Here is a 15,797-nt window from a genome sequence, read left to right on the forward strand (position 1 = left end):
ATTCGTCAGGAGCTTGAGAGAGTGCTAACAGCTTTTACCGCAGGTTTATTACTAATTACATTTTCTGAATTAGGTGATAAAACTTTTTTTATCGCCGTGATTTTGTCGATGAAACACTCGCGGCGACTAGTATTTGCGGGTGTGATAGCTGCTTTAGCGGCAATGACAATACTTTCTGTAGTAGTAGGACAGGCAGTGTCTCTACTGCCCAAACTTTATATTTATTATGCCGAAGTTGTTTTGTTTATTGCCTTTGGTTTAAAGCTGTTGTATGAAGGTATGAAAATGCTGCCTACTTCTGCTTGCGATACAGAAGTTGTAGAAGAGGCAAAAGATGCTGTGGACAAAGCAGAAAAACAACTGGCAAAGCAAAAAACCTTTTGGGCGATTATACTAGAAACCTTTGTATTGACATTTATGGCGGAGTGGGGCGATCGCACGCAATTTGCCACCATTGCCTTAGCAGCTGGGAATAACCCAGTGGGAGTAACCACAGGTGCAATTTTGGGACACAGCATTTGTGCGGCGATCGCAGTTATCGGCGGCAGAATGTTAGGAGGAAAAATTTCTGAGCGAACACTCACATTGATTGGCGGATTCCTGTTTATCTTATTTGGTATTATTGCCGCCGTAGAGGGAGCGTAAGTAGAGATGGGGAGGTTGGGAGGTGGGGAGTTGGGGAGTTGGGGAGAGTACAGTTTTGATTTCTCCCTATCCCCCCATCTCCCCATCCCCCCATCATTAATTTACGGAGTGGGTACTGGCGTAGAAGGAGCAGTGGGAGTGGCAGACTCAGCTGCCCTTTTATTAATTTCGTCTTTATACTGAGTTGGTGCTAAGGCCGCTGCTTTGTCAAATAAAGGTTTGGCCTCATCAGCTTTTCCTTGCTCTTTTAAAACCATCGCCTGTGCCAAAATAGGGCGAAAATCATTGGGAGCGCTTTTTGCTGCCTGTTCGTATGCAGTTAAAGCTTGCGGGTAACGTTTTTGGGAGGTGTAAACATTGCCCAACATTACCTGCACGGCGGTGGTATCCACGCTACCAGGTTCGATTTTATTTGCCTGACCAGCCTTAGCAAGGGTATCTTGTAACAAGCCAATTGCTGCTTCAGGACGATTTTGATCTAGCAAGAGAGCAACCATTCCCTGCAAAACGTCAAGGTTCCCTGGTTTAGTTTCTAGTACAGAGCGATAAGCTTGAGCAGCGCCTTCCTTGTCGCCTATTTGCTGTTTTGCTTGTGCTAGCAGCACGGCATATTTAGTTTGTTCTGGATTCAGCTGGGCTAACTTTTCTAGAGGTTCTATTACCCCTTGAATGTTACCTACGCCTAACCTCAACAATTGCAAACGAGCCTCTAACAATCCTCGCAGCGCAGTTTGATTTTCTGGCTCTCGCTGCAAAACTTGTTCGTAACCCCTAGCTGCATCTTCCAGTTTTGATTTTTGATCTGAGGAAGACGAATTTCCTCTGCTGCTAGCGGAGTTTGGGCTGGACTGTTGCGTATCATTAAATGCGGCTATGATGGGAACCATAGACACCCCAACAAAAGCCACTAATGCCAGCACTAACACTACTTTGACTAACCAACGATTACGCGGCACAGACACAAAACCGTCCTTAACTCTAATGACATTATTGTTTACAGAAATCGAGAAATTTAAAAATTTGAAAAATTTTGCGGAATACCGCGCCTAAATTGTGAACTTTATAACAAATAGCCATATCAATGCCGCCAAAGCAAGAGATGACTTTAGGAGGAACCGCCTAAATTGTAGCTATGCTATGCTTCCGAAACTAGAGCAAAGGCGCTAAATTACACATTTAGTGTGTATGCGAGAAATCGCGTCATTCAGTATCATAACAGGGCAAACTAGAGTGGCTGTTTTGTAAAGTAAATATACTTTCATCAGCCGCCCAAATGCTCTTGATAGCTGCCTTCGTAAAATCCCACAATGGGATGTGTCTCCGCCGCAAGGAGTTTTTATGAATTCCGACCTGATGCCGTCCCCTGAATCGTCAAACTCAACAACTTCTGATGAAGCTCAAACTAGTCAAGAAGCAATTTCTCAAGTTGCTCCAGCAACAGTCGAACCGTCTCAAAGCGAGAACTCGACTTTGACACCAAGTGAGACTGTTAATGATGACAGCTTAGTGAATCGACAACAACCGATTCCGCCTCCCAGCGAACCAATGCAGTACCGAGCGATTGGCTTGGTTCGAGGTCGCTATATTGCCAGCAGCGAGCAATTTACTCAAGGTGTAATGCTAACCGCAGATGGCACAAAACTTGATGCTGTGCTTCTGGGTCGAATCATGAGTTTAGTCAAAAACCACCTCGACTTGGAACAAGAGCATTTATGGGTTGTTTATCCGCGCACGCGGCAAGAAAACGACAATCTACACCTCCAAATTGTAGGGGTTTGGGAGCCAGAAAAATTGGCTAAAAATCCCATGACTGAACAGCAGCAAGATTTAGCCTCGACCGAGGAGCAGACTCCCGATATTAGCCGATCGGAGAAATCCGAAGAGACTACACCTACTAGCGTCGTGCCGTCATCAGAAATTCCAGATGGTGGTTTTTCTGTTCGTGGCGAAATAGTGTACCAGTCATATGACACCGAGAGCTTAGTAATTAAGATTAAGCAATCTGCCCGCAAACAAAATGACAAACCCAAGTATTTCAAATTGAAACTCAAGGGTAGGCTTGATACCAGAGCAGTAGGAAAGTTTTGGGACTTGCAAGTCAAGCGCGAGGGTGAATTGTTGGTTATAGAACATGCCGAAGCGATCGCAGAATTGCCCAAAAAACGTGGCGGCAGAAGACCACCACCAAGACGAGGGGGATACCGTCCTGGTGGCAGGAAACCATACCCACCCAGACGCAGTGGAGAGGGTCCACCACGCCCAACCAAAAAAATTGGTGATTCTTCGTCGCCTACACCACGACCTACGCCTAAAGGTTCCCACACTCCTCCTCCTAAGCCTGTGAAGCGGCCGAAACCACCGCAGCAATAAATGCTGAATTATGAATGCTGAATTATGAATTGTGATGAAAATTCCCTAATTCATAATTCATAATTCATAATTCATAATTTTTAGAACTCCGTCCAGCGGTCTTGGGGTAAAAAAGACCTCTCCATCGTGATGGGGGCAACTGGTTCGGTGAGGCTAAATGTACCTGCTTCAATCCACTGTTTTAACTCTTGGGCAACTTGGCGGGAGAGAAATAGACTCACAACGGGTGCAGTACGCACTGTCTTGCCTTCGATGGCTATGCGTCCGGATTTGAGTTGGGCATAACTCACCAAGCCAAAGGTAGGACGCACCCGTCGAGGAATAGAAAAGTCTACGATTGGTGCCACCAATTCTTTGTCGCTAACTGCACATCTGGCTACTACTTCCTCACTTAACACGGGAAGTGGTACGCCTACACCCAACATCAGGGAAGGGCCGTAATTTTTGAAGTAACAACCCCGCACCCAACGAGTATCCATTTGCTTGGCATCACCGATTAAAGCTAAAGTTGCAGCCGGGCCAATGGGCGTACGATTGGGCAAACGCTTTTGTAAGGGGAAATGCTGGGTTCCTTCCCATGCCACATAGCCAATCCCGCCACCTAAGAAAATCCGCGTACCAATACCCACAAGTTCCAAGTCAGGGTCGTTAAGGAGAGGGGAAATAGCGCCAGGGTTAGAGTAAACCGCATTGCTCAAACGTGGGTGTAAGGGCCCGAGATAGGTAAAAAGTGGGCGATCGCCTCCATTCACCCCCACAATAAAATTTTGATAAAGATTCCTGGGATTAAATAAATAAAACTGATTAATAGTATCGCGGGTAATCGTCGTTTCAAAGGTAGCCCTGGGGTAACAATCAGTTACTTGCCCTTGGGCGCGTACGTGTATTGGTTTACCTGCAATTAAATCTTCAATCACATGACCGCCGCCACGTTCCCGGACTTCTTCTCCGTCATTTGCTTCTACGGCACAACTTGCGCCCAGGTATAAATCCACTGCCCCAAAGCCGGAATATGCAGGCACACCATCCAACCAGCAACGACGAATTTTAATGGGAGGATCGGTGTGTCCGAGGTTAAGAATTGCACCGCTAGATTCCATCGGTTCAAAAGTGCCAGCAGTGATAACATCTACTTCCTTGGCAACTTTTGCAACACCGACTTCTGCAACTCTGGTTTTTAATTCTTCAACAGTTAACACCACCGCACGTTTGCGGCTGATTTTTTCGTTGATTTCCGCAATTGTTCGCATATTTAGGGGAACTGGGGACTGGGGCATAAAAATTATGAATTATGAATTATGAATTATGAAATTTTCAGCCCAATCGCATTCATCATTCATAATTCTCACTAATCCCCAATCCCCAATCCCCAGTCCCCTTTACTGAGATTGCTTTATATCTGATTGGTCTTCTTATTCTATTTTCTTACCCCTTATAACGCCCATAAATAAATGCCATCTCTCTGAGACGGTTGCTGTATTCTTCAGTTAAGGCTTCACTTCGATAGCGCCAACCCCAATTGCCATCAGCCTTACTAGGGGTATTCATACGAGCATCAGACCCCAAATTGAAGACATCTTGGAGGGGAATAATTGCCTGATGGGCAACAGAACTCATCGCCAGTCGGATCGTATCCCAGGCAATTCCGTGGGGACCATTACAGCCAAGGTATTTTTGCAAGCGATCGCGTTCATAATCAGAGGCATCCTCATGATACCAGCCAATCGTGGTGTTATTATCGTGGGTTCCCGTATAGATAACGCTGTTGGGAACTACATTAAACGGCAAATAGAAATTGTTGGCATCACTGCCAAAGGCAAAGTGTAGAATCTTCATCCCGGGAAACCCGAAATGATCCCTGAGATCCAATACTGGCTGATCGATGTAGCCTAGGTCTTCAGCGATGATCGGTAGGCTGCCTAACTCTTCACGAATTGTTTCAAATAAAGCATAGCCTGGAGCCTTAACCCATTTTCCATTCACCGCTGTCTCTTCCCCTGCCGGGACTGACCAATAAGACTCTAAACCTCGGAAGTGATCGATACGGATCAAATCTGCATGAGCAAGGATTTCACGGATGCGCCTAACCCACCAATCAAAACGAGTAGATTCTAGATATTTCCAGTCGTAAATTGGATTTCCCCAAAGCTGACCAGTTGCCGAAAAATAATCCGGTGGAACCCCGGCTACTTCCGTTGGTTCTCCTGTTTCTCGATCTAGCTTAAAATTTTCTGGATGTGCCCAAACATCAGCACTATTGTGGGCAACGTAGATGGGAATATCGCCTATAATTTGAATTTTTTGGTCGTTGGCATATTGTTTGAGTTCTGACCACTGACGAAAAAATTCAAACTGTAGGAACTTGTGAAAAAATATCTCCTGTGATAAGCGACTACGCCATTGCTCTAACACCTCCGGCTTGCGTTGACGCAACTCCTCAGGCCAGTCAGTCCAGGTTGTTCCTTCTTGAGTATCCAGCAGTGCCATAAACAACGCATAGTCTTCCAGCCAGCTGGCCTTACCTCGACAGAAGCCATCAAATTCTTTCTGCTGAATTGTACTAGCCTTATGTTTAAAGTTTTCGCAGGTTTTCCGCAACAGGGGCATCTTCCAGGCAATCACCCTCTCAAAGTCCACCCGATCTAACGGGAAGTCTGGTACATCACGCAGATCATCTTCGCTCAACAAGCCATTATCTTTGAGCACATCAGGGCTAATCAGCAGGGGATTGCCTGCCATAGCGGAAAAACACATGTAGGGCGAGTTACCAAAGCCTGTTGGTCCCAAAGGCAATATCTGCCACAACTGCTGGCCACTACGAGCGAGGAAATCAACAAATTGATAAGCCTCCAACCCCAAATCTCCGATACCATAGCGACCGGGAAAACTGGTTGGATGTAGCAAAATGCCGCTGGTTCTGGGAAAAGGCATAAATATCCTGAACTATAAGAGCAACATATTCCATCGAATTTAGCACGGAACAGCAATTGCAACTGTATAAAGTAAACTCGTGTTGAGCGTCCTTTGTCCACCACTAGGTGGAGTCCAAAGTCAACAGTCCAAAGTCCAGAGTAATTAATTTTGACTATTGACTATTGACCATTGACTATTGACTATGACTTATCGAAATCCTGTTCCGACTGTTGATATCATCATCGAAATGGTTGACCGACCTCATCGGCCAATAGTGTTAATTGAGAGGTATAATCCGCCTTTAGGTTGGGCTATACCCGGAGGTTTTTTAGATTACGGGGAAACAACAGAATTAGCAGCGCAACGCGAAGCTTTAGAAGAAACTGGTTTACAGGTGGAATTGATAGAACAATTTCACGTATATTCCGATCCCAATCGCGATCGCCGCAAGCACACAATCAGCATTGTATTTTTGGCAACAGCTACGGGTGAACCAAAAGCAGGGGACGATGCTAAGGGTATAGGAATTTTTGAGTCTTGGCGCATACCAAATAATTTATGTTTTGACCATGACCATATCCTGCGAGATTATTGGCGTTATCGGCATTATGGAATACGTCCAAGGTTGAATTAAGTGTTTAGAGCCTGACAAATAAAATGATCGGACTGTTAAAAATAGTCAAAAAGGCTATATCATGAATTTTTTACCTTCTGCCTTCTAGCATAGCAGCTTAATAACAGCATAGTTGCCTTATGCTTTCTGTACTAGTAGCAACAATTTAGACTTTTTTGCCACAACTTCTATGCGGTAAACAGGCAAATTCAAGAATGTTCAAATTAAGAAATATTCAACTTATGATTTTTAAATTCCCTACGTAGATTAATGACTAAAGATACAAAGGACACCAATAAAAATGAGTAGAAAAGTTATTCATACTGATAAAGCTCCAGCACCAGTAGGGCCATATAATCAAGCAATTATTGCGACTGGGCAGATGATTTTTGTAGCTGGGCAAATTGCGCTTGACCCTAACACTGGTGTAATTTCTGGTGAGGGGGATGTGACAAAGCAAACAGAGCAAGTAATGGCTAATTTGGAATCAATACTAACAGCGGCTGGAGCAAGCTTTGCAGATGTGGTAAAAACAACTGTATTCTTAGTTAATATGAATGAATTTAATGCCATGAATGCAGTCTATGCGAAATATTTTGACGAGGCGAAAGCCCCAGCGCGGGCGTGCGTGCAGGTATCTCGTTTGCCTAAGGATGTCTTGGTAGAAATTGAGTGTATCGCCGTGATTGATAATAAATAGCACCCAGATTAAACCTCTTGCAAAAAGTTACTTTTACAAGAGGTGGGGAAAGGTAAAAGGGGAAAGGGGAAAGTAAAAAATGATTCCTTTAACCCTTCCCCCTTACCCTTTTCCCTACTTCTGCAAGAAGTATATTTTAGATGGGTGTAGCCGCAGGAAGCGATTATTTTTAACAGATGCTAATAATAGTATCTCTACCAGGGTAATTGCTAATACTAAATGCTTCCGTAAGGTTGGTTTAAATCGTCTTTAGTCTCGGTTTGAAAACGCTGCATTTAGGGTGTGTGTAAGAGGAGTAATAAAAATGACAGATAATCATGTGACTGCCACTCTTTCACCCGCAGACAGGGAAGCGATCCTGCAAGTGATCGCTACTATCCGTGAGAAATTACCACTGTTAGCTAATTTAACAACTGAAGAGTTTCAAAACTTACCTAACTTAGATGATCGAAGTTGGGCGATTGTCAGTAAAGCTTTGGATGTGGCCCAAAAGCAAGACTCTCTTCCACCAAATAACTCACATAAGAAGCATCAGACCCTGCAAGAGATTCTCAAGCAACGCCAACAATCAAATTTTGTGGGCAGAGAAGAAGAAATCACGATATTTCGCCATAATTTAGAATTACCACTTGAGGATCATCACCGTCGTTTTATTTTTAATGTCTCTGGCCGAGGTGGTGTTGGTAAAAGTTCTTTGCTGCGCCAGTTCCGCCAAATTGCTGAAAATGCAAAATTCATTACCGCTTATACGGACGAGTTGGAAAAAGGCGTACCGGAGGTAATGAATCATTTAGCACAACAACTAGAGCAGTACGGTTACATATTAGCAAAATTTTCTGAAAGTTACAAACTTTACCAACAAAAGCTACAAGAACTAGAAATAGATCCGGAAGTACCTCAAGGATTTTCGGCTTTTATGGGGCGATCGCTGTTTAAGGGCGACGTGCATTTGACACAGCAAATTCCAGGTACTGATATTGTCTTAGAATTTGCAGATCAGGATGCGGGCGTCACTCAACAAGAGTGGACTTCTTACGTAGCCAGAAAATTAATCAACAAAGACGAACTACGTTTAATACAGGAACCTATCGCAGTCTTGACGCCTCTGTTTTTAGAGGATTTGTGGGAGGTGGCAGTAAATTCTGATATTGCTCTGTTTTTTGATAGCTACGATCGCACAGAAGAATTTTTAGACCGCTGGCTCAGAGACATTCTCGATGGTCGCTATGGTGACGTACCATCGAATATCTTACTGATTGTTGCAGGTCGGCAGGAGTTAGATAAAAACCATTGGAAAGTTTATGAAGAATCAATGGTGCGTCTGGTACTGGAAACTTTTACAGAAGAGGAAACCAAACAATTTCTAACTCGTAAAGGCATTAGCAACGACGAGATTATTGATGTAATTTTGCGCCTTTCTGAAGGCTTGCCCCTGCTAGTTGCAACGCTGGCTGCTGAAACCCCCAATGATGACAGCAAAGTTGGCGATGCTAACGGCATGGTAGTAGAACGCTTCTTAAAGTGGATGAAAGATCCTAAATGGCGGCAAGTAGCGCTGACTGCTGCGATTCCTCGGTTTTTGCAGCGAGACGTTTTGGCTCAGTTGCGCCCAGAAGAAGAGGCGGATATGCTGCTAGACTGGCTGCAACAGATGCCGTTTATGAAAGCTCATCCCAACGGTTGGGCGTATCATGATGTAGCCAAAACGCTGATGTTACGTCACAAGCGGCTTTCATCGGCACAAAGTTGGACGCAGTTGCAGGGCAAGTTAGCAGATTACTACGAATCCCTAGCTCAAGATTTACAACTAGATGAACAGAAAAAATGGTGCGATCAAACTTGGCAAAACTACAAGCTGAATGTGTTGTATCACCGCTTGTGTCAAGCACCACTCAAGTATTTACCTCTGGCTTTCAATGAATTTTTAGAGACTCTGCAAAAGCATTATAAATTTGCTCAAAGCTGGGCAGAAACAATTGTGCAGGCTGGAAAAGATTCTGATGCGGCAGAAGTTCAGCGTTGGGGTGAAAAGCTACTCAAAGGGTTGAAAGCCTGGAAAGAGCAAGAGTATGAAGACACTGCTCAAATGTTTGCAGCACTGATAGAGCAGGGCAAGGTTGATGTCAAGTGGCGAGCCTTGGCTTACAGTTTCAAAGGGGCAACTTATTACAAAATGAAACGCTATGATGAAGCCCTTAAGAGCCTGAATCAAGCCATTAAACTCAACCCTGCGCTCAACTGTGCGATCGAACTTCGAGGTCATGTTTTTGCTCACAAGAAGCGTTACTCAGACGCGGTTAAATGCTTTGATCGCCTCATTAAACTCGAACCCGATCGCCCCAGACCAGTTGCACAACGGGGCTATGTCTATCAATTGATGGAGCGTTATGACCAAGCCCTAGCAGACTTCAACCGCGCCATTGAACTTGATCCCAATTACACCTGGGCAAAAACTCAACGCGGGTATAACTATCTATTAATGCAGCGCTATGACGAAGTTGTGCAAGATATGATTTGCATTCTGGAAGTTGAACCGGAGCAGATCGGGGCACTGGCACTGCGAGGAGCAGCATATCATTTGCTGGAGCGTTATGGTGAAGCGATCGCGGACTTTAACCGCGTTCTCAAATATGAGCCGGATAATATCCAGGTGAGAGCGCTACGAGGTGCAGCGCATTACTTGTTGGGACATTACACCGAAGCCCTACCAGACTTTAACCACATTCTAGAACTTGAACCAGATCACATCCAGGCGATTGCACTGCGGGGTGTAATCTACCAATTGATCGAACATTACATGGAAGCAGTCCAAGATTTTGACCGAGTTCTGAGACTAGATCCTACATATAAATGGGCATTCGTTCAGCGAGGCGAGACTTACCGCCAGATGGAATGTTACGCCGAAGCTGTGGAAGACTTTGACTGTGCCATTGCTCTTGATGCTAATGATGTTTGGACAATTGCCAGTCGAGGTGAAACTTACCAGTTAATGGGACGCAATAAACAAGCTCTCAAAGACTTTGACCGCGCCTTAGAACTTGACCCCAATTACGCTAGGGCACTTGTCAAGCGGGGTGAGATTTACCAGTCGATGAAGCTTTATGAGGAAGCCATCAAAGACTTTGATCGTGCCCTTGAAATTGACTCCAATTGTACCCGAGTTATTACCAACCGGGCACAAACTTATCAGTTGATGGGGCATTATGACCAAGCCATCAAAGACTTTGACCGGGCAATTGAATTTGAACCTGAAAATCTCCAGGTGATTACCAACCGGGCACAGACTTATCAGTTGATGGAGCATTATGACCAAGCCATCAAAGACTTTGACCGCGCCCTTGAACTTGACCCCGTGAACGAAAAAGCAATTGTTAGTCGGGCAGAGACTTGCCAGTTGATGAAGGACTATGACCAAGCCCTCAAGGACTTTGACCGCGCCCTTGAACTTGACCCCATTAACGATAAGGCAATTGTCAGTCGCGCTTACACTTACTGGATGATGAATTGTTACCAGCAAGCCCTCAAAGAATTTGACCGCGCCATTGAGATTAACTCTAATAATCACAAGGCTTTTGCTGGTCGAGGTCATACATACCGGATGATGAATTGTTACACCGAAGCCTTATTAGAATTTGACCGCGCCATTGAAATTAATCCCAATGACGATTGGGCATGGGCTGGTCGGGGTGACACTTACTGCCGGATGAAGCGTTACACAGAAGCCTTGAAAGATTTGAACCGTGCCATTGAACTTAATTCTAAACAGCATTACGAATGGAAACTAGCTGGGCGCGGTTACACCCATCTTATGCTCAAGCGCTATCACGAGGCTGTGGCAGATATCAACCTCGCCATTGAATTAAATACCGATGATGATTGGTATTTATATCTACGTGCTTTAGCCTACCAAGTCCTCAAGGAACAAAATAAAGCCCGAACTGACCTTACTGTTGCTATTAAAATTGCGAAAAAGCGTTACGAACAAGATACCCAGGATTGGCGCAATACGTTTAGAGTGGCTCTTTACTATTTGGCAGTTCAGCATTATCCGACAGTGGAAAGTTTATATCGATATGCCTTAGGCAATGGTGCTTCCCTAGAGCATATCCGTGAAGCTATCCATAATTTGGATGATTTCTTGACAATCTTCCCTGACCACAAACAGGCTAAATCTATGCACGAGTTATTACTGTCTGGTTTAAACAGATGTCTCACAGGTACACCCATCAGTCGTAAAGAGGAGATTAGTCACGAGCGAGAAATGATTAATCAAGTCTCTACAGTCTAAGGTACTGGGGACTGGGAAGATGGGGAGATGGGAAGAGTGGGGGAGTGGGAGAGGGGGAGAATAACCACTAACCACTAACCACCAATCCCCAATCCCCAACCACAGATTTTTCCGCCTCTGCCGCATCCGCATCGCGATCGCTTTTCTCTATTTGGGAACACTGAAATCATGTATCCCAAAGGAGTCATATATATGACAGCTAATCGCATCAGTGCCAATCTTTCCAAAACAGATCGGGAAGCTGTAATGCAGGCGATCGCGACTATTAAAGAAAAGTTACCTTTCTTGGTTGATTTAACAACAGAGGAGCGTAAAGCTTTACCAAAGTTAGGCGACAAGAGTCGAGCATTTGTCAGCAAAGCTTTGGAGGTAGCAGGCCAGAATCCGGACTTTTTACCTCGGTCTTTTGATTTGGATGAAATGCGCCGAGATGTGGAACTTTTTGAAGCGCTGTATCCGATTTTGCTATCACTGTCGCAACTGCAAGAATTGGTAGACGATACCTTTGTAGCGGTTGGTAGTGAAGCATATGCAGCAGGGCTAATGGTGTATAACTACGCCAAAGCCAGCGGCAAAGGTGCGGGTTTGGATGCAGCTTTGGATGATTTGGGACGGCGCTTTGCTCGGAAAGCCCGCAAAGCACGGGCGCAAATCTCCTAAAGTGTAAAAATTATCTCGACTTTCGGGGTTCAAAGTAAAAGATTAAAGCTTTGAGCCGGAATGTTCAAGTATACAGCTTGACATTTCGAGTTCAAAGCTTAAATTTTGCAGTTTCAAGCGTGGCGTTTCTTGTTTCAAGCGTGGCGTTTCTTGTTTCAAGTGAGAAGTTTCTTGTTTCAAGTGAGAAGTTTCTCGTTTCAAGTGAGAAGTTTCTTGTTTCAAGTGAGAAGTTTCTTGTTTCAAGTGAGAAGTTTCTTGTTTCAAGTGAGAAATGTGGAGTTTTGAGAGCGATCGCGTCATGATATAGGGCAATACGGTTCACTTAGCAGAACTTGATTATTGAAGATCCCCCTAAATCCCCCTTAAAAAGCAGGGCTGTTTCATTCCACAAGGGCAAGAAGTTTGTCAATATCATGACAGAGAAATCTTTGAGATGTTGTGATGGAAGCATGACCATTTCGACGGAGTATGTTGAGAGCGATCGCTCGAATAACTGAGAGATTTGCCGGAGCATGACCCAGACGTATTTTTGAGTCATCCTCTTTGAGAACTACGTCTTTAATCCAATGAAGGCGATTTTCGATACTCCAATGACCGCGAATACCACAACTCATATCTTGTGCCGAATGAATGAGGCTACTAATGTAACAAACAATCTTATGATATGGTTTACCAGAGCGTGTCCCAGTCCTTTCGACTCGAATTAATGACTGAATTCCCAGCCATGCTGGATCAATTCCCTTGAGATCATGGAAAACTTCTACTGTACGTGTGGTGAATCGATCTCTAATTTTTTCGGTGGCTGTATAACGACTCGCTGGCTTAGTTGTGGTTGCAATGCGCTGAATATGACGATGTAACTTTGGCTGATTGTCTTTAACAGCAATGAGATAATCGTTGCCACTGTCGAGGATTAACTGGCAAGTTTTTTTTGGCAATGTAGAGAATCCAGACTGAAGACAGCACCTTTGATCTCCAAAGCGGCAATTAAATTTTGTACAGTTTGGATTTCACTTGATTGCTTGTTTTCTAGTTTTTCCATTCCTAAAACTAGCCCTCTTTTGCTGGCAAATATTGATACTATGCTGACAAAGTTTTGACATCTTTTTTCATAATCAATCACTGTGCCTTTAATGCTTTTACCATCTATTCCAAACCATTCTGATTCTGCTAAATCAACGTAGTCTTGTGCCCACTGATTAAATCTGTCCACCAGTTTCTCAAAGTCTACTCCCATGACTACACGTCTGATAGTTGAGTATGAAGGAACACCATGTTTTTCGATTCCAAACGCCACAATCAATGCACGTCGATGCCTATGAGCAAAATCTCCCCATCCACGATACCCAACATACCCACTCATCGTGCCCATTATTACAAACAGTAAGACTAGCCATAGTGGGTGCCTTCGACCATCAGTCGTTCTGAAGTCTTCTACTTGCCGCAACTCTTCTATCAGATTTGCACCCATGATTTTTCTCCCCTCAACACTTGCTATTTTACCTGTTTTAGGGAATGAAACAGCCCTGCCCTTTAGGGGGACTAGGGTGTGTTTTCAAAGTATCAGTTTTGTCATGCTGTAGGCGTAGCCTTCCCGTAGGGTACGAAGCGACAGCGTAGTGAAGCATCTCTATAACCCTGATTTTTACGAGATTCTTCGCTTCATTTCATTTTGCTCAGAATGACATTTAGGAGTTTGAAAACACGCCCTAGGGGGGATCGCAGCCTTAACTGAACCGTATTGCCTTAAAAAGGGGGACTTTGGCTGCTCAAAGTTTTGGATAGTCCCATGCGTGTGAATAGCGCTGGTGCTAAGAAGGTAATCCACAGTGCTGCCAAACAAAAAGTTATTGTATTGCGTGCTAACTCATTGCTGATAATGAAGCGAAAACTCAAGACAAGCATCACCAGTACTCCCAAACCTATTATCACCTTCAGCACTTGTTTGCGTTTGGGGACTTTAGCAGGAGAATATCGGACATACCAATATTCTAAAGGTATTCCTATTCCTGCACCCACAGCAGCACCAAACACTTCCCAACCTTCTGGAAAAAAGCTGGTGAAGGGAAACACGCCAATAGGTGCTGAGAGACTGAGAACTAGGAAAAATCTAAATGTCCTGCCAGAGAAGCAACGCACCAGCACAGGCCACAACCGCTGATACACTACCACCAAAATTAGTCCAAGTGCTAAACCACTGAGTACGTCGCCTAAATAATGTACGCCTAGATACAAGCGAGATACCATCACTCCCAAAACTATACAGGCTGTCACAGCTGCTGGAATACGATTAAATGCGCTTAGTGTTCCCCAAAGAAGAGTTGCAGTTCCAGTGTGTCCGCTGGGAAAAGATGACAGTGCTAGCTTTTCATGAACTATTATTTGCGGGTCGTGCGGACGCGGTACATAAAAGATTGACCAGATCAATACATTAATTAGTGTTACTAAGAGAACTGCACCCACTAAGCACCAAGCAAATCGTCTTCCGGAAATCCAAAATGCTAAAGCGAAAGCCACTGTTACAGCCGTAGCTGTTCCCAATTCTGATAAAGTTTGAAAAAATAAATTCCAACTCTCACCAAATAATTGCTGAACAAAAATAATTGGTTCTGGACTCCAGAGAAACTCAATTAGCATTGGCGACTACTAAAAATTTTTCTAGTAGTTTATCAAGGATGCAAGCCTCTTCCATAATTTTTCGACCACCAACCCAATCCCCAATCCCTAATCCCCAATCTCCTTTACTCTGTGTTTATCTGTGGTCGATTTATAAAACCTGATTTTTGTCATAGCTTTAATTCACATCAGGCGTAATACCAATTCTCGAAAGTGGAACTAAGTAGATAAACATAAATAAAGTAAAAATAGGGCGGGCGAGACGCCCACCCCACAAGAACAACAAATCTCTTGTGAGGTGGGCATCCTGCCCGCCCTTGTCAAAAAATAAGCACTTTATGTTTAATTACGTCCATCTACTTACACATAGTTCGTAGTAAGCACGCTTTGTGCTTACTACAAATCAATAACATTTGTAGTCATTTTCCTTTGAAAGGGTATAACTTATACCATTTTGAAAAAATAATGCGACAAATAGACATTGTAGAGACGCGCCATGGCGCGTCTCTACATCAGGATGGGTTGTAAACATTTATTAAATCGGTATTATTTTTTACCGCACAATCGGACTGGCGTGATGATGTACTAAATACCACTTGCCACCGAGAAGTTCAAACACATTTGTAGCTAGCGATCGCGCTTCTATTTTCCTACCATTAATAACTTGCATGACATTTTCTATTAGCACGACATAGGCGATATTCTCGCGAACTTCTGTAGCAATTATGTCTCTATTTATTTCAATATAAGGAGTGTTTTGAAATATCTTTTCCCAGGAGGTGCGAATTGCTTTCCAACCCTGGAGTAGATTCCAACCAGGGTGAACGCAAAGACTACCAGTTCCTTGAGACCAAACTGTGCTCATCGCCTCAATGTCTTTTTTTTCAAATGCTCGGTAAAAAGCGTCGTTAACGGCTAAAATTTCAGAATTATTAGTCATTTGTTGGTTGTTGGTTGTTGGTTGTTGGTTGTTGATTGTTCCATAGACGCGT

At 44.0% G+C, this 15,797-nt stretch carries 12 protein-coding genes and 1 pseudogene; 6 read left to right on the forward strand and 7 right to left on the reverse strand.

Features of this window, described 5'->3' with window-relative positions:
* The first annotated feature begins 21 nt into the window (after positions 1 to 21).
* The gene (locus tag FIS9605_RS0134355; RefSeq protein WP_026736514.1) at positions 22 to 645 is read left to right on the forward strand and encodes a TMEM165/GDT1 family protein; all 624 of its coding nucleotides are present in this window, start codon (positions 22 to 24) and stop codon (positions 643 to 645) included.
* A gap of 101 nt (positions 646 to 746) precedes the next feature.
* Here FIS9605_RS0134355 and FIS9605_RS0134360 read toward each other — a convergent pair whose 3' ends face one another.
* Entirely contained in the window at positions 747 to 1,607 is an 861-nt protein-coding gene (locus FIS9605_RS0134360) for a tetratricopeptide repeat protein (RefSeq protein WP_026736515.1), read from the reverse strand.
* 376 nt (positions 1,608 to 1,983) lie between these two features.
* Here FIS9605_RS0134360 and FIS9605_RS0134365 point away from each other — a divergent pair, with 376 nt between their 5' ends.
* Positions 1,984 to 3,015, forward strand: a complete 1,032-nt coding sequence (locus FIS9605_RS0134365) for a hypothetical protein (protein ID WP_026736516.1) — start codon at positions 1,984 to 1,986, stop codon at positions 3,013 to 3,015.
* Between the two features lie 80 nt (positions 3,016 to 3,095).
* Here FIS9605_RS0134365 and FIS9605_RS0134370 read toward each other — a convergent pair whose 3' ends face one another.
* Positions 3,096 to 4,265: a homocysteine biosynthesis protein gene (locus tag FIS9605_RS0134370; protein ID WP_026736517.1), complete on the reverse strand. Its 1,170-nt coding sequence runs from the start codon at positions 4,263 to 4,265 to the stop codon at positions 3,096 to 3,098.
* Between the two features lie 175 nt (positions 4,266 to 4,440).
* Positions 4,441 to 5,946, reverse strand: coding sequence for a 4-alpha-glucanotransferase (malQ, locus tag FIS9605_RS0134375; RefSeq protein ID WP_026736518.1), 1,506 nt, complete (start codon positions 5,944 to 5,946; stop codon positions 4,441 to 4,443).
* A 184-nt stretch (positions 5,947 to 6,130) separates the two neighbouring features.
* Here malQ and FIS9605_RS0134380 point away from each other — a divergent pair, with 184 nt between their 5' ends.
* The 4 genes from FIS9605_RS0134380 (at position 6,131) to FIS9605_RS0134395 (ending at position 12,189) form a co-directional block, all read left to right on the forward strand.
* Positions 6,131 to 6,562 (forward strand): NUDIX domain-containing protein, encoded by a 432-nt coding sequence (locus FIS9605_RS0134380; protein WP_026736519.1) that lies wholly within the window; start codon positions 6,131 to 6,133, stop codon positions 6,560 to 6,562.
* Positions 6,563 to 6,842: 280 nt separating this feature from the next.
* Positions 6,843 to 7,241, forward strand: a complete 399-nt coding sequence (locus tag FIS9605_RS0134385) for a RidA family protein (RefSeq protein ID WP_026736520.1) — start codon at positions 6,843 to 6,845, stop codon at positions 7,239 to 7,241.
* Positions 7,242 to 7,545: 304 nt separating this feature from the next.
* Positions 7,546 to 11,529 (forward strand): tetratricopeptide repeat protein, encoded by a 3,984-nt coding sequence (locus FIS9605_RS39525; protein WP_063748502.1) that lies wholly within the window; start codon positions 7,546 to 7,548, stop codon positions 11,527 to 11,529.
* Between the two features lie 192 nt (positions 11,530 to 11,721).
* Positions 11,722 to 12,189, forward strand: coding sequence for a hypothetical protein (locus FIS9605_RS0134395; RefSeq protein WP_026736521.1), 468 nt, complete (start codon positions 11,722 to 11,724; stop codon positions 12,187 to 12,189).
* A gap of 42 nt (positions 12,190 to 12,231) precedes the next feature.
* On the opposite strand, the gene FIS9605_RS0134400 is transcribed toward FIS9605_RS0134395, so the two are convergent.
* The 4 genes and pseudogenes from FIS9605_RS0134400 to FIS9605_RS0134420 form a co-directional block, all read right to left on the reverse strand.
* A complete protein-coding gene (locus tag FIS9605_RS0134400) occupies positions 12,232 to 12,501 on the reverse strand; it encodes a hypothetical protein (RefSeq protein ID WP_231510596.1) in 270 nt (89 codons plus the stop codon).
* A 68-nt stretch (positions 12,502 to 12,569) separates the two neighbouring features.
* Positions 12,570 to 13,630, reverse strand: a pseudogene (locus FIS9605_RS46890) (ISAs1 family transposase); the annotation flags it as partial.
* A 305-nt stretch (positions 13,631 to 13,935) separates the two neighbouring features.
* Positions 13,936 to 14,826, reverse strand: coding sequence for a phosphatase PAP2 family protein (locus FIS9605_RS0134415; protein ID WP_026736525.1), 891 nt, complete (start codon positions 14,824 to 14,826; stop codon positions 13,936 to 13,938).
* A gap of 532 nt (positions 14,827 to 15,358) precedes the next feature.
* Positions 15,359 to 15,745, reverse strand: coding sequence for a nuclear transport factor 2 family protein (locus FIS9605_RS0134420; RefSeq protein WP_026736526.1), 387 nt, complete (start codon positions 15,743 to 15,745; stop codon positions 15,359 to 15,361).
* Positions 15,746 to 15,797 lie beyond the last annotated feature (52 nt).

Origin of the sequence: Fischerella sp. PCC 9605 (assembly GCF_000517105.1) — a bacterium.
Classification (GTDB): domain Bacteria; phylum Cyanobacteriota; class Cyanobacteriia; order Cyanobacteriales; family Nostocaceae; genus PCC9605.